Here is a 19220-nt window from a genome sequence, read left to right as displayed (position 1 = left end):
ACGGCCCGTACGCCACTTCGGCCTTCACTCCACTCCGGCCCGTACGCAACTCCGGCCGGACGCCACTTCGGCCTTCACTCCGCTCCGGCCCGTACGCAACTCCGGCCGGACGCCACTCCTGCCCGTACCCCACCCCGGCCGTACGTCACTCGCGCCCGTCTACAGCCGCGGGTCCACCGGCTCCGACTCCAGCGCGAGCACCGCGAACACCGCCTCGTGCACCCGCCACAGCGGTTCGCCTTCCGCCAGCCGGTCGAGCGCCTCCAGGCCGAGCGCGTACTCGCGCAGGGCCAGCGAACGCTTATGGCCGAGATGACGAATGCGCAGACGCTTGAGGTTCTCCGGGCGGGTGTACTCCGGCCCGTAGATGATCCGCAGGTACTCGCGGCCACGGCACTTGACGCCCGGCTGGACGAGCCGTCCGTCGCCCTGCCGGATCAGCGCCTGAACCGGCTTGACCACCATGCCCTCGCCACCGCCGGCGGTCATCTCCAGCCACCAGGCGGTACCGGCCGCGACCGACGACTCGTCCTCCGTGTCGACGATGATCCGCCGGGTCGTGGCGAGCAGTCCCGGCCCGGCCTGGGTGCCGCCGGCCGCCACGCCGTTCCGGGCCGTCACCACGCCCTCCGCCGTGATGAGCCGGTCGATCAGGGCCAGCTGGTCGGTGTGCGCCAGCCCGGCGAGGCTGCGGCCCTGCACCGCGAGAATCTGGAACGGCGCGAGCCGGACACCGTCCAGCTCACCGAGCCCGGCGAACCGGTCCGACGCCTCCGGTGCAGGCCGAGCGTCCGCAGCCTCCGGTACGTCGTCGGCACGCGAGGAGCCGCCGGCGTGCGGTGCGTCCGGCACAACGGCGGCACCCGAGACATCAGCGGTATCCGAGGCAACGGCGGCACCCGACGCATCGGCGGCATCCGAGGCGACGGCAGCATCTGACGCATCGGCGGCATCCGAGGCGATGGCAGCATCCGACGAGTCCGCCCCGACGCGCCAGCAGTAGCGCCGGTATGCCTCCGTGAAGGCGGCGGCGTCCGCGGCCCGGTCCCGCTGCCGGGCGAGCAGCGGCGACACCTCAACCCCTCGCGCGGCCGCCGCCTCCAGCGCACCGAGCACACCTGGGAACGCCGCCCCGGATGCCGCGCCCACGGCCGCGTACTGCTTGCGCAGCAGACCGGTCGCCTTCAGCGACCACGGCATCAATTCGGCGTCCAGCAGCAGCCAGTCGGTCTCCAGCTCCGCCCACAGACCGGCCTCTTCGGCACAGTCCCTGACCCGCCGCAGGATGCGCTCGGTCGTCTCCGGGTCGTCGAAGAACGGCCGGCCGGTGCGGGTGTACAGGGCGCCCGAGACGCCCTTCGGCACCCCAAAGTGCTCCTCGGCCACCGTCTCGTCGCGGCACACCAGGACCACCGCACGAGACCCCATGTGCTTCTCCTCGCACACCACTTCCCGCACTCCGTCCGCCCGGTACCCGGCGAACGCCTCCGCGGGGTGCTCCAGGTAGCCGTCCTCCGCCGAGGTCGCGCAGGGCGCCATCGTCGGCGGGAGGTACGGCAGCAGCCGCGGGTCGATCGCGAAGCGGCTCACCACCTCCAGTGCGGCCGCGGCGTTCTCCTCCTTGACCGCGAGCCGGCCCATGTACCGGGTTTCCACGATCCGCCGCCCCGCCACGTCGTTCAGATCGAGCGGACGGCCGTCCGCCCCGCCGGGCGCCTCCGTGGCGAGCGGTTTGACGGGCTCGTACCAGACCCGCTCCGCCGGTACGTCCACCAGCTCGCGCTCCGGCCAGCGCAGCGCGGTCATCGCACCGCCGAAGACACAACCGGTGTCCAGGCAGAGGGTGTTGTTGAGCCAGTTGGCGCGCGGGGTGGGGGTGTGGCCGTAGACGACGGCGGCGCGGCCGCGGTAGTCCTCGGCCCACCGGTAGCGCACCGGCAGGCCGAACTCGTCGGTCTCGCCGGTCGTGTCGCCGTACAGCGCGAAGGACCGCACCCGGCCGGATGTCCGGCCGTGGTACTTCTCCGGCAGCCCGGCGTGACACACCACGAGTCCGCCGCCGTCCAGGACGTAGTGGCTGACCAGACCCTGGATGAACTCCCCGACCTCGGTGCGGAAGGCGGCGTCCTCCTTGTCCAACTGCTCGATGGTCTCGGCGAGCCCATGGGTGTGCTGAACCTTGCGGCCCTTGAGGTAGCGGCCGAGTTTGTTCTCGTGGTTGCCCGGCACGCACAGCGCATGCCCGGCTCCGACCATGCCCATCACCAAACGCAGCACTCCGGGGCTGTCCGGCCCACGGTCGACGAGGTCACCGACGAAGACTGCGGTACGGCCCTCGGGGTGTGCGGCGTCCACGGCCCGGCCGAGACCGTCGCGCACCAGCGCATAGCCCAGCCTGCCGAGCAGGGTCTCCAGCTCGGAACGGCAGCCGTGGATGTCGCCGATGATGTCGAACGGACCGGTGACATGCCGCAGATCGTTGAACCGCCGCTCGGTGACGACCTCGGCGGACTCCACCTCCTCCTGCCCCCGCAGGACGTGCACCTTGCGGAAGCCCTCACGTTCCAAATGCCGCAGGGAACGGCGCAGTTCACGCTGGTGACGCTGGATGACCCGGCGTGGCAGCCCGGCCCGGTCGGCGCGCGCCGCGTTGCGTGCGGCGCAGACCTGCTCGGGAACGTCCAGGACGATCGCCACCGGTAGTACGTCATGCTCCCGGGCCAGCCGCACCAGCTGGGCGCGCGCCTCGGACTGCACATTGGTGGCGTCCACGACCGTCAGCCGCCCGGCGGCCAGCCGCTTCGCCGCGATGAAGTGCAGCACCTCGAACGCGTCGCCGCTGGCGCTCTGGTCGTTCTCGTCGTCGCTGACCAGCCCCCGGCAGAAGTCGGAGGAGAGGACCTCGGTCTGCCGGAAGTGCCGGGCCGCAAAGGTGGATTTGCCGGAACCGGTGGCTCCGATCAGCACCACGAGCGAGAGATCGGGCACGGCGAGCGTGCGCCGGGCCGGCTCGGGCCGAGGCTGCGGCTCGGGCCCGCGCTCCTGCTGAGTCCTGCCTCCCTGCCGGTCCTCGTGCGTGTGCTGGTTTTCGTCTCCGTACTCCGTGCGGTCGTCATCCGTCATGCCGCGACCTCCTTCCCGGTCGTCGAAGCGCCGCTGCTTTCACGACTACTACTGTCTTCACGATTACTGCTGTCTTCACCGGTCGTACGGAAGTGCGCCAGTTGGGTGGGCGGGCCGACCTCGGGATCGTCCGGGCCCACCGGGGCAAAGCTCACCTCGTAACCGTGCCGTGCGGCGACCTCCCGCGCCCACTGCCGGAACTCCTCGCGTGTCCACTCGAAGCGATGGTCCGCATGCCGTACGTGACCGGCCGGCAGCGACTCCCAGCGCACGTTGTACTCCACGTTCGGCGTCGTCACCACGACGGTCCGCGGCCTGGCCGACCCGAACACCGCATACTCCAGCGCCGGCAGCCTCGCCGGATCGACATGCTCGACGACCTCGCTGAGCACCGCCGCGTCATAACCCTTCAACCTGCTGTCGGTGTACGCCAGCGACCCCTGTACGAGGCGTACGCGATCCGACTGCCGCTCGGAGATCCGGTCCAGCCGCAACCGGCGCCGCGCCTCATGCAGCGCCCGCATCGACACATCCACGCCGACGACCTCGGTGAACTGCCCTTCCTTGAGCAGCACACCGACCAACTGCCCCTGCCCGCACCCCAGGTCGAGCACGCGTGCCGCCTTGGCCGAGCGCAGCACCGTGAGGATCGCCTCGCGCCGCCGGACGGCGAGCGGCACCGGCTTCTCCTCGGTGTCCGCCTCCTCGTCCACGGCGTTGTCGATCTCCTCGGAGGCCGCGTCATCCGACTCGGCCAGCCGCTCCAGTTCCAGCCGCTCCATGGCCTGGCGGGTGAGCGACCAGCGCCGCGCGAGGTAGCGGCCGACGATCACCCGCTGCTCCGGGTGGTCCTCCAGCCAGCCCTCGCCGGCCCGCAGCAGCTTGTCGACCTCGTCCGGGGCGACCCAGTAGTGCTTGGCGTCGTCCAGCACCGGCAGCAGCACATACAGGTGCCTCAGCGCCTCGGCGAGACGGCACTCCCCTTCCAGGACGAGCCGTACGTAGCGCGAGTCACCCCACTCCGGGAACGTTTCGTCCAACGGCAGCGGCTCGGCCTGCACCGTCCAGCCCAGCGGCTCGAACAGCTTGCGCACCAGCGCCGCGCCGCCCCGGGCGGGCAGCACCGGCACCTCGATACGCAACGGCATCGGCTGTGCCACCAGTCCGGGCCGCGCCGCGCACTGCCCCTTCATCGCGCTCGCGAAGACGCTCCGCAGCGCCACCGCCAGCAGCGAGGAGGCCGCGTACGGCCGGTCGTTCACATACTGCCCCAGTGCAGAATCCGGAGCGCCGCCACGGCCCTTCCCGCGGCTCCGGCGCACCAAGGCAATGGGATCGACCTCCAACAGCAGGGCGGCCGTGCACCGCTGCGCGTCAGCCTCGGGATACAGGACGTGCGCGATGCCGTGCGACGTCGAGAACTGCTGCGCCTTGTCAGGATGCTTGTGCAGCAGGAATCCGAGGTCGGTCGCGGGACGGTCGGCGCTGCCGGTGGTGGTTATCGTCAGGAACACGCGTCCGAGTATTGCCGTAGTACGCCTCGATCCGCACCGGTTTTCCGGCAGCGCCGCCCGACGTCAGGTCTCAGACGTCAGCTCAGCTGCGACTGCACCTGCGTGGAGATCAGCTCAAGGTGGTCGAGATCATCCAGGTCCAGCATCTGCAAGTAGACGCGGGACGCACCGATGGCGGCGTAGCGCCCGATCTTGTCGACGACCTCGGCGGGTGAGCCCGCAAGGCCGTTGGCCTTCAGTTCGTCCACGTTCCGCCCGATGGCCGCGGCCCGTCGCGCCACCTCGGCATCGTCCCTGCCGACGCACGCCACGAGGGCGTTGGAGTAGACCAGGTCATCGCCCTTGCGCCCGGCGGCTTCAGCGGCCGCCCGCACCCGTCCGAACTGGCGCTCACTGTCTTCGAGCGAGGCGAAGGGGATGTTGAACTCATCGGCGTACTGCGCCGCCAGCCGCGGTGTACGCGTCGCACCGTGGCCGCCGACCAGCACCGGTACCTTGCCCTGGGCGGGCTTGGGCAGCGCCGGCGAATGCTCCAGCTGGTAGTAGGTCCCGTCGTAGCTGAACTCCTCTCCTGCCTCAGTGGCCCACAGGCCGGTGACGATCGCCAGCTGCTCTTCCAGCCGCGCGAACTTCTCCTTGGGGAACGGAATGCCGTACGCCTTGTGCTCCTCCTCGAACCAGCCGGCCCCGAGACCGAGTTCGACGCGGCCGCCGGACATCCGGTCGACCTGAGCCACCTGGATGGCCAGCACGCCCGGCAGCCGGAAAGTACCCGCCGTCATGAGCGTCCCGAGACGGATGCGCTTGGTCTCACGCGCCAGGCCAGCCAGCGTGATCCAGGCGTCCGTCGGTCCGGGCAGACCGTCGACATTGCCCATCCGGAGATAGTGGTCCGAGCGGAAGAACGCGTCGAACCCAAGATCCTCAGTGGCTTTGGCGACCTTCAGAAGGGTGTCGTAAGAAGCCCCTTGCTGGGGCTCGGTGAAGATGCGTAGCTCCATACCTCCATCCTGCACTCCGAACGACGAACCAATCGTCAGAGGCGTATTGATGCACTGGGTCGGGTCAGGGCAAGTCGAGCCAGGTCAGTTCAGGTCAGCCATCCCCTGCCTGCGCGCGGACGATGAGGCAAGAGCGACGGAACGGGCGACGGGGACGGCGTGGGCAACCGGGGTCGGCAGGGGGCGGCGGGGGCGGTGCGGGCGACCGGGACTGCGTGGGCGACATGGACGCCGCGCGACATGGACGGCGGGACGTCCGGTCGGCCCAGCTCGTTGACCGGCTGCGGGTGGGACGTCGGGTCGGCCCGAGCTCGCAGGTCGGCTGCGGGGGACGAAAATTGGCCGGCGGGGCAAGGGTCAGCGGCAGTAGCAGGACCAGTAGCAGCGGCAGAAGATGCGCCGGGCCGCCAACAGCGCGGGCGCGCGACCACGCCAGTGCGCCGTCAAGGTGCCGAGCATGGGATGTCGGGATATCCGGATGTTGGGGGGGTGCCGGACGTCGATGCGGGTGTCGGGCATCGGGACATCGATGCCGGGGCGGGCGTTCGGGCGTGAGCACTCCCCGGCCCTCGGTCGGTGAGTCACCGCTCGGGGCATATGTGCCGTGCGGACGCAGCCGGTTCGGTGCTGTACTTACTTCAGGCAGGATTCCGGTCGCGCACCTCCAGCCTCTCCAATATTCCGGCCACGCGATCTCTCGATTCGTCGACCGTGTCCATCGCCTCGACGCAGGTCCAGTACATCCCCTCCTCATCGGCGAGCAGCACTACGCCCACCAGCGCTTCGCACACTTCCCGCAGCAGTCGGCACAGGCTGGTTAAAGCCTCCTTGACGTCCCGCACTTCGGACAGCTGAGCCGCCCGCAGCCCGCCGGTGACCGATGCCGGGCACAGCAGTCCCCCGCTGAACCGCCCGCCCGCGTCGCCCAGCCCTCGGGCTCTGGACCGCACTTCGTACGGCCCGAATATCGCGAGATGGCTGCCGATCGCCTCCGCCAAGGCCTGCGCCTGCCATGCCTCGACGACCACTCCCTGCACCGTGTTCGCCTCGGCCAGACCGCGCCGGCTTGCCGCAATGATCCGCACCGCGTCCATCCGCTCCCTCCTCTCCTCATCATTCGCATGCACCTTGCACTCTTTCCACTACCCAGAGTGAGGGCGAACACCCAAAAAAGCCAGGGGAATTCGCAAATCTGTGGACAAGCAAGGCGATGTGGAGAGATTCATGACTCCATAGAGTGACGAAGAGCGACCTCGGTCCCGCTCCTTCCCCTCACGCCACAACACCCCCACCTTCCCCACGCCCTGCACAAGTCACGTGAAACGCCCGAAGGGGGCACCCCAGGCAGCATCAGCGGCTGAAGGAGCGTAGAGAGGGAAGCAGAGAGGGAAGCCCGCGAAGAACGCCGGAATGACGCGCCCGAGGGCTATGCAAGCCATCAGGCGAAGTCGACAGGCGAAGCCGACAGGCCCGGCGGGCCGAAGGCGACAGCCGGCCCCGGAAGAAGCCGAAACAACGGTGGGGCGGGAGCCGACGCCCCGCCCCACCGAGCCTCCCGGCCCAGCCCCCCACGCCCTCGGCCCGCTACTCCTCACCCTCCCGCGGACGGTCGGGCCGCGCCGAGCGGACCGCCGGGAACCGCGACTCATTACGCTCGATCTTCGCGGCGAGCGCCGCCAGCGCGTCGATCCCCAGCGCCTCGCAGAACTGCAGCAGATACGCCAGTACGTCCGCGACCTCGTCCTCGACCCGGCCGGCCTTCCGCGGATTCGACATCACCTTCGCCGACTCCTCCGGCGTCAACCACTGGAAGATCTCGACGAGTTCAGCAGCCTCGACGCTCAGCGCAGCGGCCAGGTTCTTGGGCGTGTGGTACTGCTGCCAGTCCCGCGCGGCCGCGAACTCGGCCAGGCGTCGCTGCAGCGCATGAAGATCCTCACTCATGCCTCTAGATGTAGCACCTGTACGCCGGGCAGCCCCTCGGCGACCGAGGGATCCCGCACCGTCCCCAGCAGCCGCACATGCCCGCGCTCGGTCATCCGCACGGCCAGCGACACCAGCTCACGCGCCTGCCTGCGGTCTATACAGCGATCCATACCGTCCGCCATCACCGTCATCTGCTGATGGGCCGACGGCACCTCCCCGACCGGGTCCATGGCCAGCACGTCCGGCCCGGTGAGCAGCACCAGCGCCAGCGCGAGAAACCGCAGCTCACCATCGCCCAGCTGCTCGACGGGCAGCTCCCCCAGTTCACCCCGGTCGAGGACGGCCCGCACGCCCGCCGCGCCCCCGGCCCCCTGCGCGCTCCGCGGACCTGTCGAGCCACTGCGCCCCACCTCCCCAGGAACGACAGCGGACCCGTCTCCCGTCCCGTCCGACTGGCTCGGCACCGCACGCAGCCCCTCGACGGGACCGGCACACGCCTCCCGTACCGCCGCGACCAGCACGGCATGCCGCCGCGCGCACTCCCGGCTCGTGCGCTGCAACACCATGGGCAGGTTGTCGCAGGACGACCGCAGCCGCCCCTCGTCCCGCGGCTCCCCCGCGTCGCGACCCCAGCCGCCCGACTCGCCACCGCCCGTCTTACGCCCCCGCGCACCCCAGGCCGCGGCAGCTCCCGTCCCGCCGGATCCTCCGGCTTTCCCCGGCCCACTCACCGATGCCCCGCGCCCGGCCCCGGAGCCGCCCCCTCGGCCGCCTCCTCGCGCCCCGGCAGCACGCCCCGCACCTCCGCCACCGTCCACGCCCCGTCCGCCGCCCTCACCGAAGGCACCCGTGCCGCCCGCCCCCGCCCGCCGCATGACCTCCGGCCGCGGGTCACACACGAACGCCGACCGCAGCGCGACCACAACCTGCTCCGCCGCGGCCAGCACCAGCCGCTGCCCCGCCGTTTTGCCCGCGACACGCAACGGCAGCAAAGAAGTGCCGAGTCGGTCGTCGGGCAGCGGCGCGCGGGTCACGGGAGTCGCACCCGCCGTGTACCAGGCAGCCTGGACCGCGGGGCGGGTGGGGTCGGTGAGTGCGGTGGTCAGCAACGTCTCGCCGCCGCCGGTCAACCGCTCGCCGACGATCCGCAGTTCGGGCTCGGCCTGTACGGCGAGATCGAGGTTGACGGGGCCGGCCGGGCCGTCGACCGTGCAGCCGATACGGAACCCGCGCCTCCCCTGTTCGTCGGGACTCGCCCCGGCCGGGACACAGGCCGCCGGGCTGCCCGCCACCTCCCCCACCGCCCGTGCCAGCGACTCCCCGCTGCCGAGCCGCGCGAGGATCTCGTACGCCTGCAGCGCACTGGACTTGCCGCTTCCGCTCTCGCCGCTCAGCAGGGTCAGTGGGGTGAGCGGCAGGATGACGCCGCGATGGGACTTGAAGGCGGACAGCCGTAACTCGGTGACCGCCGGCCGCACACTGTCGGAATTCATGCCCGGACGCTATGCAGCGTCCCGGCCGGAGAACCGTTACGCCGCACAGCTCTTCCTACGAACGGGGGACAGTTCCCGCCGCCTCCTCCGCCACCTCGGTGCCGATCGGCGCCAGCAGGAAGACATTGGTGTCGACGCGGTGCATCCCGCTGCTGAGCCCGAAGACGACTCCGCTGGAGAAGTCCAGGATGCGCTTGGCGACCTCACCGTCGGCGCTGCTGAGGTCCAGCAGGACCGGGATCTGCGCCATCAGGTACTCGGCGACCTCGCGGGCGTCCGCGAAGGTCTGGACGCGGATGACGATGAACCGCCGCGCCTCCTCCGCCGGTTCCTCCTCGGGGAGGGCACGGTGGTCGGGCCAGGAGGGCCATTCACTGCTGCCGCGGAGCGGGACGACCTCGGCAAGCCCTTCCCACTGCTCGTCGGTGGCATCGGGGCCGTTCACCGAATCACCTCACCCGGGAGAGCGCTGGCTGTCTGCGGTATCTGCATCGCACAATTCTAGGGATAAACATACAAAGCTCGGCGGACGCGACACACGCCGCGCCACGCCCCGCTCCATCCTGCACCATGGCCGCTGACCTGTTCCGACATCCGCGGCAGATATCCTCCGTCGTGATTCTGTGTGCCTGTTCATCCCCTTGTGACGGAGGTTGGTGCTGTCGTGGGCTCTGAGCCTCCCGGTCGTCGGCCGCGTGGCCTGCGCGGCCTGCGCAAGCCCGCCAAGAAGCGGCCCGCCGGGCCCCCGCCCGCCGAGGCCACGGACGACTCCGACGCGGCGGAGCCACCGGCCGAAACCACCAGCAGCGTCATCAACGCCGTCCTCTACCGTGACGGACGCCGGGTCAGCACCCATGACACGCTCGCCGAGGCCTTCCGGCAGCAGCGCACCACCTCCGGCACCCTCGCCTGGATCGGCCTGCACCGCCCCAGCCGCGAGGAACTGCTCACCCTGGCCTCGGAGTTCGACCTCCACCCGCTCGCCGTCGAGGACGCTCTGGAGGCCCATCAGCGGCCCAAGCTGGAGCGCTACGGCGGCACCCTCTTCGTCGTCCTGCGCGCCGCGCGCTACCTCGACGACCCCGAGGAGGTCGACTTCGGGGAGCTGCACATCTTCGTCGGCCGCGACTTCGTGATCACCGTCCGGCACGGCGGCGCGCCCGACCTCTCGGCCGTACGCGCACGCATGGAGGACGCCCCCGAACTCCTCAAACGCGGCCCCGAAGCCGTCCTCTACGCCATCCTCGACGCCGTCGTCGACGGCTATGAGCCCGTCGTCGCCGGCGTCCAGAACGACATCGACGAGATCGAGACCGAGGTCTTCGGCGGCGACCCCCGGGTCTCCCGCCGCATCTACGAACTCTCCCGCGAGGTCGTGGAGTTCCAGCGCGCCACCCGTCCGCTGAACGGCATGCTGGAGAGCCTGACCGCAGGCTTCGAGAAGTACGCCATCGACGAGGAACTCCGCCGCTATCTGCGCGATGTGGCCGACCACGTACTGCACACCACCGACCGCGTGGACGGCTTCCGGCAGGCCCTGCAGGACATCCTCGCCGTCAACGCGACCCTGGTGAACCAGCAGCAGAACGCCGAAATGCGAGCCCTGGCCGAGGCCGGCTTCGAACAGAACGAGGAGATCAAGAAGATCTCGTCCTGGGCGGCCATCCTCTTCGCCCCGACCCTCGTCGGCACCATCTACGGCATGAACTTCGATCACATGCCGGAGCTGCACTGGTCGTTCGGGTACCCCTTCGCGATCGTACTCATGGCCGTCGTCTGCACCAGTCTGTACGTCATCTTCAAGCGGCGGGACTGGCTCTGAGTGACCGGCGGGCTTTGCCGCTGCGGCAAGCCGGCGTGAGATCCAGGTGCTGAATCACCGGCCGCCACCCTGAGCGGTCACCACGACCAGGTGCGGTGGGCCGAAAGCCGTTGGGACGTGGGGAAGGCTCATGCCGCCTGTGCGCGCGGGCGCGTAAGCACCGGGACCCGAGCGGTGGGGCAGGGCCCTGACGCGGGCGCGAAGCGCGGGTGGTAGCTTCTCAACAAGCGTTTATTTTTGAGAAGTCGGCCGTGAAGCCCGGGGCGAGGCCCACACCGTGGCGCCCGCACCGCATCGTGGAGAGCGAGCACCATGCGCATCCTCATCACCGCACAGGCAATCTATTCGCACCTCGCCCCCCTGGTGCTGCCAGTGGCGGAGAGAGCCCAAGAGGCGGGTCATGAGGTGGCCGTCGCCACGGGAGCCGGCGTTGTCCCACACATCGAGAAGCGCGGACTTACCGCGTTGACGCTGCCCCACATGCAGTCGATGGGGGAATCACTTCAGGGCGGTGCGCTCCGGCCCCCGCCCGGCATGGAGAAGGTGGGCTCCGTGACCGTCGAGCTGGCGCCGGAATTCTTCGCTGCGGCCTTCGTCGGGCATCTCGCCGCGGCCAGCACCCCCGACCTTCTCGAAGTGGCGAGGAGTTGGCAACCGGACCTGATCCTCCATGAGTCGACCGAGTACGGCGGCTATCTGGCGGCGGAAAGCCTCGGCATCCCACACGGCGCTTTGGACATCGCGCCGATGGCACCCTATGCGCACCCCGTCGTGACGGAGGAGCTCAACCGGCAGCGGGGGAAACTCGGCCTGTCGCCGGTCAGCGACCCCTGGCACCCGTTCCGCGCCTTCCGCGCCGGCGTCGTTCCGGAGGACTTCTACCCCACGGACAGCCGACTGCCCAACGCCCGCTACTACCAGGTTCCCGCCCAGACGGCACAGGGTGGCCTCGACCCGGACATCGCCCAACTCTCCACGGACCGGCCGCTCGTCCTCGCCACGCTCGGCTCGAACGCTACCCGGCTTCCCGGCGGCGCCCAAGCTCTGCTGGGGACCATCATCGAGACGCTCGGAGAGCTGCCCGTCACCGGTGTCGTGGCTCTGGGGGTGGACCGCGACCCGCGGCAGTGGGACGGGCCACGCCCCGGCAACGTCCATCTGACGTCGTTCGTCCAGCAGGAACTGCTGCTCCGGTCCAGCGACCTGTTCATCACGCATGCCGGTTTCAACGGGACCCGGGAGGCGCTGGCAGCCGGAGTTCCCATGGTGGCTGTGCCGTTGTTCGCCGAGCAGTCCCACAATGCCAGCCGGCTCCAGCAGTTGGGCGTCGGGACTCGGATAGATGTCCAGGACGCCACCCGCGATGTGCTGGCCACGGCGGTGCGCAACGTACTGGAGGACCGCTCGTACCGGTCGCGCGCCCAAGGACTCCAGCGCCGGGCTCACGCTCTGCCGGATCTCGACCGGCTGGTGGAGGATGCGGCGGCGCTGGCCGCCTGAGCCGGACGGCTCCGGTCCGCACACCACCGCGGTGACGGTTTCGCCGAACCGTTCCGTCCCGCTCCGGCCGTTGGGACTCCACCGGCCGGAGCGCAGTGGCGGTACGGGCCGGTCCTTCCCGTGCCACGGTGCCGGCGCCGCCCGGAGGTGCTTGTAGCATCAGGGCCGGCACCGGAAAGGGGACCGACTTTGACCTGCGCCGATGCAGCGACGAATGCGCCCGGACAGGCCGCGGGGCGGAAGTCCGGTTCAGGTGGCCCGACCGCGGAAGCAGCCCTTCCGGAGCGCAAGGGCGAGCGCACCCGCCGGCGCATCCTGACGGCCGCCCGGCGGAAGTTCGCGGAAGTCGGCTATGAGCGCGCCACCATCCGCGCCATTGCGACCGAAGCCGACGTGGACAAGTCCTCCGTGATCCAGTATTTCGGCAGCAAGCAGGACCTGTTCCGCGAGGCCGTCCACTGGCAGATCCCCCACGACGAACTCACCACCAGCGACCCCGGCCACACGGTGGAGAACCGCCTGCGCGGCATGCTGGACACCTGGGCGGCGGATCCGGACAGCCCCATGGCAGTGCTCCTGCGGACCAGCATGACGAGTGACGAAGCGGCAGAGCTGCTGCGCCGGCATGTCACCGTGGAGGTCACCGACCACATCGCCGCCACCATCGATGCCCCCGACGCGCGACTGCGGGCCGCATTGTTCAGCGCGATCATGATGGGTCTCGCCGCCCAGCGCTATCTGCTGCACATGCCCGACCTGGCCGAGGCAGACGTGGAGGACATCGTGCGGATCGCCACCCCCCTGCTCCGTAGCCTCGTCGCTCCGGACGCGTGAACCACCTCCACCGCCCGACCCACCGTCCGGCCCGCGGTGAGGCCCTCGACCCGGCACGTGGACGACGCGCCGTACCCGTCGCCGTCGTCATCGCTCGCACCGAGGCGTACGTGTCATGGCCCCGGACTGCGGCACAACCGGCACGGCACCGGCTGCGCCGCAGTCCGCCCAGCAGGTGACCCGACCAGCCCGGTGGTGAACCCACGTTCCGGTCTTGTGGAGGGCGTGGAAGCCGGCTCGGCCGTTACCGCCTGCGCAGCAGGGTGATGCCGTCCTCCTCGGCGACCTGGACGTAGCCGTGGGCGCGGTAGAGGCGCAGCATGCGGTGGGTCTGTGCGACCGGGCAGGGGGTTTTGACGGTCGGGTCGTGACGGTCCGAGACCACCCAGCGCGGCGGGTCGGCCGGGAGGGCGGTCGGTGCGGCGGGGTCGGGGCCGGTGCCGAAGCAGACCAGGCTGACGGTGGCGCGTCCGGTCAGCATCGGTGCCAGCCGGTTCGAGGAGGCGACGGTGTCCCCGTCGGGTATGCGCGTCAACAGTCTCTCCGCCGTGCGGACATGGGCCGGGGTCTGCCAGGCCGAGGGGAGGACCAGGTCGTGGAGCGGATAGACCGCGGCCGTGACGGCGGTGAAGGCGGCGGAGAAGGCCAGGACCTTACGGCGTCTGTGGGGCGGCACGATATCCGGCCGTCGATGGAGCACATCGATGAGACCGGCGAATACGAGGGGCATCAGGATCGCGTTGTAATGGAAATTCGGCTGCCAGTAGTGCTCGTTGCCGGCCAGCAGCCGCCACGCGAGGGTGGGTATGCACAGCAGCGTCAGGGGGGAACGCAGGCCGAAGAATGCGGTGGGTGCGGCGAGCATGAACAGCAGCAGCCATTTCATCGGCGGCCAGAGCAGATGCAATCCGACGGATGCGAGGCCGAGGCTGCCGGACGAGGATGTCTCACCGGGCATCTGATGCCAGTAGTCGAAGCCGCCGCGGGGATTCATGGCGGGCAGCAGAACGAGAATCTCCACGGCCGTGCCCACCACGCCGAGGCATGCGACGGCCACGCCGAGCAGGAAGGGGAAGCGTCGCCGCGCCGTGGGGTGAGGACGCCGCTCGCGCAGTCCCTGCCATGCGATATAGCCGCCTATTGCGGCGAGCGTGAGCCCGAGGTCCTCTTTCACCAAGAGCAGCGGGAGTGCCCAGGCTGCGGCCGCCCACCAGCGCCGCTGTCCGAGCGCGGTGACGCTGAAGGCGAGAAGCGGGACCGCACAGCAGATTTCGTGGAAGTCCTTGGTGACCCCCGCGACGAGGCCCCACGAGGCGCCCAGCCCGCAGCCCACCACCAGACCGGTGACCGGTCCGACAGCACGGTGTGCCCAGCGGGTGAGCGGAAAACAGGCCAGTGCCATCAGGGCGGCCTGTACCACGAGCAGCGTGACGGCACTGGGGAAGAGCCGGTAGAGGGGGGCGAAGAGCGCCAGGATGGGGTGGAAGTGGTCTCCGAGGAGATTGAAACCCGGGCCCTTGAGTTCCACGACCGGAGCCTGCCCGTGCGCATAGGCACGTATCGCCTGCTCGAATATCCCCAGGTCGTAACCGGCATTGAGCATGCGGTCGTTCCGGAGAAGCGATACCAGGGTGTACACCACAAAAAATACCGCGGTGACGGTCCAGCCCATGGCCCGAGGGCCGGGTAGGCGTTTCCCGAACGCGGCACCGAAATCGGAGACTTGGCGGTCCGAGGGTATTCGGGTGAACCACGTTCCCCTGATCCGCTCCGCCGTTTCCACCATCGCACCCACCGTCATCGACTCTGCACCAGGAACACGATGTACTGCCCCGGTCAGGAGACGGAAAGCGAGATCGGGCCGGCAGGCCTGCCGGCGGCAGAGAATTCACTCCCGTCCCTGCCTGCCCGGGTGGCGGTACGACCGCAGGAACGCATCCCGCGTGAGTGTAACGCCGGGTCTGCGGGGCGAGTTCGAGGAGTTGCGGGGAGCGCGACGGCGGGCGAGGTGACGTGGAGTCAGCGGGCCAGGCGGCCCAGGAGTGAGGAGGCCGCGGCGATGCCCAGTACGGCGGCCCCCACCAGGACGGCGTAGTCCAGGAGCAGATGGGCGTGGGTGCCCAGGAGGAGTCCGCGGAGGGCATCGACCTGGTAGCTCAGGGGGTTGATCCGGCTGACCGTCTGGAGCCAGCCGGGCATGATCTCCACCGGGTAGAGGGCGTTGGAGGCGAAGAAGAGCGGCATGGTGATGGCCTGGCCGATACCCATCAGGCGGTCGCGGGTGAGCACGATCCCGGCGATCGTCATGGACAGACAGGAGAAGAAGGCCGAGCCGAGGATCACGGCGACGCCGACGGCGAGGAGCCGCAGGGGGTTCCAGGTCATGGCCACGCCGAGCAGTGCGGCGATGACGATCACCACGACGGCCTGGATCAGCGCCTTCACCCCGGCGGCGAAGGCCTTTCCGGCGATCAGGGCGGAGCGCGGGGTCGGCGTGACCAGCAGCTTGGTCAGGATGCCGGCATCCCGCTCCCAGATGATCATGATGCCGTAGAAGATCGCGATGAACATGGCCGACTGGGCGATGATGCCGGGCGCCAGATAGTCGATGTACGGGGTGCCGCCGGTCGGGATGGCCTTGATGCGGGTGAAGGTCTCGCCGAAGATCAGCAGCCACAGGGCGGGCTGGACGGCGCGGGTGTACAGCTCGGTCCGGTCGTGGCGCAGCTTTTGCAGTTCGACCACGCACATCGCGACGACTCTGGCGGGCAGCACCCGCCAGCCGGTACGTGCGCGGGGCGGGACCAGCAGCAGGTCCAGTCGGCCGGGGCCGACGGCCGGGTCAGCCGACTCGGTTTGCGGTGCGGCGGGTGCTTCGGACATCGCGGAAGTCTCCTGACTGCTCGTCGAGGCCGCTGCCGGCGACGTCCCGGAAGACGTCCTCCAGCGTCGGCACGGCATCGGACGAGTGCGATGGGGCCGACGAGGTGGAGGAGGGGGACGTGGCCGGCGAGGAGGCAGCGGCCGGTGCGGCGGTGGGGGTGGTGGAGGGGTTCGGTGGCGTCTGGGTGGGCGAGGCCGCGGCCGCGCGGCGGCGGGCGCGCAGGGCGGACCGGAGCTCGTCGGGGGTGCCGAGGGCGCGGATCCGGCCTCGGTGCATCAGGGCGACGCGGTCGCAGTACTGGTCGGCCTCGTCCATGTAGTGCGTGGTCACCAGGACGGTCATGCCGGTGGCGGCCCGTACGGCGTTGATGTGCTGCCAGACGCTGGTGCGGGCGATCGGGTCGAGGCCGATCGTCGGCTCGTCGAGCATCAGCAGACGGGGCGCGCTGACCAGTGCCTGGGCGAGTTCGAGGCGGCGGATCATGCCGCCGGAGTACGTCTTGGCAAGCCGGCCGGCCGCATCGGTGAGGCCGACCGCCTCCAGTGCCTGGGAGACGCGTGCGGCGCGCTCACGTCGGGGGACGTCGAAGACCCGGGCGAACAGCGCGACGTTCTCGCGGCCGGTCAGCCCGGCGTCCGCGGACAGCTGCTGCGGTACGTACCCCAGCAGCCGGCGCACCGCCATCCGCTCCTTCGCCGCGTCGTGCCCGAATACCCGCACCATGCCGGCCGGGACGGGGAGGAGGGTGGTGATACAGCGGATCGCGGTGGTCTTGCCCGCGCCGTTGGGGCCGAGCAGGCCGAAGACCTCGCCGGGGCGGACGGAGAGGTCGACGCCGTCCACGGCCTTGGTCTCACCGAAGGCGTAGCGCAGGGCGCGGCAGGTCACGGCGTCGGGGGTGGTCACGCCCCGGCCGGGAGCGGTCACGTCCGAGCCGGGCGCGGTCACGTCCAGGCCAGGGACGTCCGGTTTCGGGGCCTCCGGGGTGAGCGGCGCGCCGGCCGGCCCGGCGGGGCCGGACATCTGCCCCTGCCTTCCCTCGTCGTCGCAGGTCATGTGCGCTCCGCCTCCTCGTTGGCCGGGGTGGAGACCGAATTGCCCGCGAGACGGAGCTCCCGCGCCACGGCCGGGACCCGTGACCCTGGCCGGGCCGTGACCCACCGGAGGGGTTCCACCTCGGCACCGCACAGCCCGGAGGCGGTCAGACCGGCCCGCAGCCGGCGGCGGATCAGCCGCTGGACATCTGCCGGCACCTCGGCCGGCGAGTCGGGGATCTCCCCTGCAGCCATGCTCCGGATTTTAGCTCTGTGGGAGAGGCAGCGGCCGGGACGCGCGCGGGACAGGCTTCGAACGGCCCAGCCGTGAGCTGGGCCGTTCCGTGCCGTACGAACGGGAAGCTTGCGCCGGAACGGACCGGCTCAGCTCGCTTCCGGGGGCGGTGGCGGGGTCGGCGCCCCGGCCGGCGGCGCGATCCTCGCATGGACCCGGACCGGCCCCGCGGCCGTGCCGGAGGCCGCGGGTGCGGTCCGCGGCAGGAAGGCATCACGGCGGGCGCCCGGATCCCAGCCGGTCTCCACGACACGCTTCTGGAAGAGGATCGCCGCGCCCAGGAGTACGGCGCCGAGGGCCAGCATCACGAGGATGCCGCCGGTGGCACCCGCCTTGGCGGCATTGCCGAGCAGGGTGCCGAACCAGCCGAAGTCGGCATCTCCGAAGGTGGTGTTCTCCTTGCCGAACGCCCCGAGCACCTTGAGCAGCAGCGCGGGCAGGAACGTGATCAGCACACCGTTCAGGAAGGCGCCGACGACCGCACCGCGCCGGCCGCCGGTGGCATTGCCGTAGACACCGGCGGCACCCCCCGTGAAGAAGTGCGGTACGAGCCCGGGAAGGACCAGCGCGAGGCCGAGCGCCGGATGGCCCACCCAGGTGAGCAGGGCGAGGCTGACCAGACCGCCGCCGAAACTGGCGAGAAAGCCGATGAGCACCGCGTTCTGCGCGTACGGGAAGACGATCGGGGCGTCGAGGGACGGCACCGCGCCGGGTACGAGCTTGCCGGCGATGCCCTGGAACGCCGGGACCAGTTCGCCCAGGATCGTCCGGACGCCGAAGAGGATCACCGCGACCGCGATCCCGAACTGCAGGCCCTGCATGACGGACTGCATGACGTAGTTGCCGAGATCGCCGGCCGCGCTGCCGCCGTCGGCCGCGAACGCCTTGAACGCCGTTGCCCGGCCGGCCCGGGCCAGATAGACCAGCGACATGGTGACGTAGATCAGCACCATGGACAGTGCCGTGGCGACCATCGAGTCCCGCAGAAAGCGCAGGCCCTCGGGCAGTTTCATGTCCTCCGTGCTGCGGCTGCGCTTGCCGACGAGCTGTCCGGCGGCGCCCGCGGCGATATAGCCGGCGGTGCCGAAGTGACCGATGGCAATGCTGTTGTTACCGGTGATGCGCTTGGTCCAGGGGTGGGCAAAGGCCGGCATCGCCACCAGAAGAATGCCCAGCAGCAGTCCGCCGACGACCACCACGCTCACCGAGGACCGGCCGGAGGTCGCCAGGACCATGGTCAGCAAAGTGGCCATGAACAGCATGTGATGGCCAGTCAGGAACACGTACCGCAGTGGTGTGAAGCGGGCCAGCATCAGGGCGACCGCAAAGCCGAGGATCATCAGCCAGGCGACGCGGGCGCCGAACTGTGCCTGGGCGATGCCGACGATCGCCTCGTTGGTCGGGATCACGCCATGTGCCCCGGTCGCGCCCTGGATCATGCCGCCCAGCGGGCCGAGGGAGCTGACCACCAGCCCCGCCCCGGCGCCGATCAGCAGAAAGCCGAGCGTCGCCTTGATGGCAGCGCCGACCACTTGACCTGCGGTCTTCTTCAGCGCGATCAGGCCGGCCGCGGTGATCAGGCCGATCAGATACGCGGGTTGGCTGAGGATCTCGTTCACGAGAAACGTGGCGAGGGATATGAGCCAGTCCATGGTGGCTGTCCGTCCTCCCGGCTTCTGTCGATGGGGCGTCGTGTGTCAGGCGAGTTGGGCGAGGCGTTGCATGTCAGGCGTTGCATGTCAGGCGTGGCATGTCAGGCGTGGCATGTCAGGCGTGGCGAGTCGTGCGCCGTGG

The 19220-nt window shown here is 70.2% G+C and carries 15 protein-coding genes; 3 read left to right on the top strand and 12 right to left on the bottom strand.

Annotated features, from left to right (window positions below):
• Positions 1 to 159: 159 nt before the first annotated feature.
• From ACGFWI_RS00440 to ACGFWI_RS00410, 7 genes are all read right to left on the bottom strand, one after another.
• Positions 160 to 3123: a polynucleotide kinase-phosphatase gene (locus ACGFWI_RS00440; RefSeq protein WP_393903660.1), complete on the bottom strand. Its 2964-nt coding sequence runs from the start codon at positions 3121 to 3123 to the stop codon at positions 160 to 162.
• Complete coding sequence (locus ACGFWI_RS00435) at positions 3120 to 4637, bottom strand: 3' terminal RNA ribose 2'-O-methyltransferase Hen1 (RefSeq protein WP_393903659.1); 1518 nt, start codon at positions 4635 to 4637, stop codon at positions 3120 to 3122. Before ACGFWI_RS00435 ends, ACGFWI_RS00440 begins: the two co-directional genes overlap by 4 nt.
• A gap of 77 nt (positions 4638 to 4714) precedes the next feature.
• On the bottom strand, positions 4715 to 5638 hold the full coding sequence (locus ACGFWI_RS00430) for an LLM class F420-dependent oxidoreductase (RefSeq protein WP_393903658.1): 924 nt from the start codon (positions 5636 to 5638) through the stop codon (positions 4715 to 4717).
• A 638-nt stretch (positions 5639 to 6276) separates the two neighbouring features.
• Positions 6277 to 6732: a DUF6099 family protein gene (locus tag ACGFWI_RS00425; protein WP_393903657.1), complete on the bottom strand. Its 456-nt coding sequence runs from the start codon at positions 6730 to 6732 to the stop codon at positions 6277 to 6279.
• Positions 6733 to 7222: 490 nt separating this feature from the next.
• Positions 7223 to 7582 carry a nucleotide pyrophosphohydrolase gene (locus ACGFWI_RS00420; protein WP_393903656.1) on the bottom strand — a complete coding sequence of 120 codons (360 nt, stop codon included), beginning with the start codon at positions 7580 to 7582 and terminating at the stop codon, positions 7223 to 7225.
• Positions 7579 to 9057, bottom strand: coding sequence for a biotin transporter BioY (locus ACGFWI_RS00415; RefSeq protein ID WP_393903655.1), 1479 nt, complete (start codon positions 9055 to 9057; stop codon positions 7579 to 7581). Before ACGFWI_RS00415 ends, ACGFWI_RS00420 begins: the two co-directional genes overlap by 4 nt.
• A 55-nt stretch (positions 9058 to 9112) precedes the next feature.
• Complete coding sequence (locus ACGFWI_RS00410) at positions 9113 to 9502, bottom strand: cell division protein SepF (RefSeq protein WP_393903654.1); 390 nt, start codon at positions 9500 to 9502, stop codon at positions 9113 to 9115.
• 219 nt (positions 9503 to 9721) lie between these two features.
• Between ACGFWI_RS00410 and ACGFWI_RS00405 the strand changes: the two genes are divergently transcribed.
• The 3 genes from ACGFWI_RS00405 to ACGFWI_RS00395 all read left to right on the top strand — a co-directional run bounded on the left by ACGFWI_RS00405 (position 9722) and on the right by ACGFWI_RS00395 (position 13213).
• On the top strand, positions 9722 to 10879 hold the full coding sequence (locus ACGFWI_RS00405; RefSeq protein ID WP_393903653.1) for a magnesium and cobalt transport protein CorA: 1158 nt from the start codon (positions 9722 to 9724) through the stop codon (positions 10877 to 10879).
• A gap of 312 nt (positions 10880 to 11191) precedes the next feature.
• The gene (locus ACGFWI_RS00400) at positions 11192 to 12379 is read left to right on the top strand and encodes a glycosyltransferase (RefSeq protein ID WP_393903652.1); all 1188 of its coding nucleotides are present in this window, start codon (positions 11192 to 11194) and stop codon (positions 12377 to 12379) included.
• A gap of 189 nt (positions 12380 to 12568) precedes the next feature.
• Entirely contained in the window at positions 12569 to 13213 is a 645-nt protein-coding gene (locus ACGFWI_RS00395; protein WP_393903651.1) for a TetR family transcriptional regulator, read from the top strand.
• Positions 13214 to 13457: 244 nt separating this feature from the next.
• Here the strand turns inward: ACGFWI_RS00395 and ACGFWI_RS00390 are convergent, their stop codons facing one another.
• The 5 genes from ACGFWI_RS00390 to ACGFWI_RS00370 all read right to left on the bottom strand — a co-directional run bounded on the left by ACGFWI_RS00390 (position 13458) and on the right by ACGFWI_RS00370 (position 19078).
• The gene (locus ACGFWI_RS00390; RefSeq protein WP_393903650.1) at positions 13458 to 14885 is read right to left on the bottom strand and encodes a DUF2079 domain-containing protein; all 1428 of its coding nucleotides are present in this window, start codon (positions 14883 to 14885) and stop codon (positions 13458 to 13460) included.
• A gap of 347 nt (positions 14886 to 15232) precedes the next feature.
• The gene (locus tag ACGFWI_RS00385; protein WP_393903649.1) at positions 15233 to 16096 is read right to left on the bottom strand and encodes an ABC transporter permease; all 864 of its coding nucleotides are present in this window, start codon (positions 16094 to 16096) and stop codon (positions 15233 to 15235) included.
• Positions 16056 to 17153 (bottom strand): ABC transporter ATP-binding protein, encoded by a 1098-nt coding sequence (locus tag ACGFWI_RS00380; protein WP_393903648.1) that lies wholly within the window; start codon positions 17151 to 17153, stop codon positions 16056 to 16058. The genes ACGFWI_RS00385 and ACGFWI_RS00380 overlap by 41 nt, the downstream gene beginning before the upstream one ends.
• Positions 17150 to 17386: a hypothetical protein gene (locus ACGFWI_RS00375; RefSeq protein ID WP_393903647.1), complete on the bottom strand. Its 237-nt coding sequence runs from the start codon at positions 17384 to 17386 to the stop codon at positions 17150 to 17152. The genes ACGFWI_RS00380 and ACGFWI_RS00375 overlap by 4 nt, the downstream gene beginning before the upstream one ends.
• Before the next feature lie 129 nt (positions 17387 to 17515).
• The gene (locus tag ACGFWI_RS00370; protein WP_393903646.1) at positions 17516 to 19078 is read right to left on the bottom strand and encodes a PTS ascorbate transporter subunit IIC; all 1563 of its coding nucleotides are present in this window, start codon (positions 19076 to 19078) and stop codon (positions 17516 to 17518) included.
• Positions 19079 to 19220 lie beyond the last annotated feature (142 nt).

The sequence above is a fragment of the Streptomyces sp. NPDC048434 genome (assembly GCF_043200375.1).
Lineage (GTDB): Bacteria > Actinomycetota > Actinomycetes > Streptomycetales > Streptomycetaceae > Streptomyces.
This window is presented reverse-complemented; position numbering and strand designations above follow the sequence as displayed.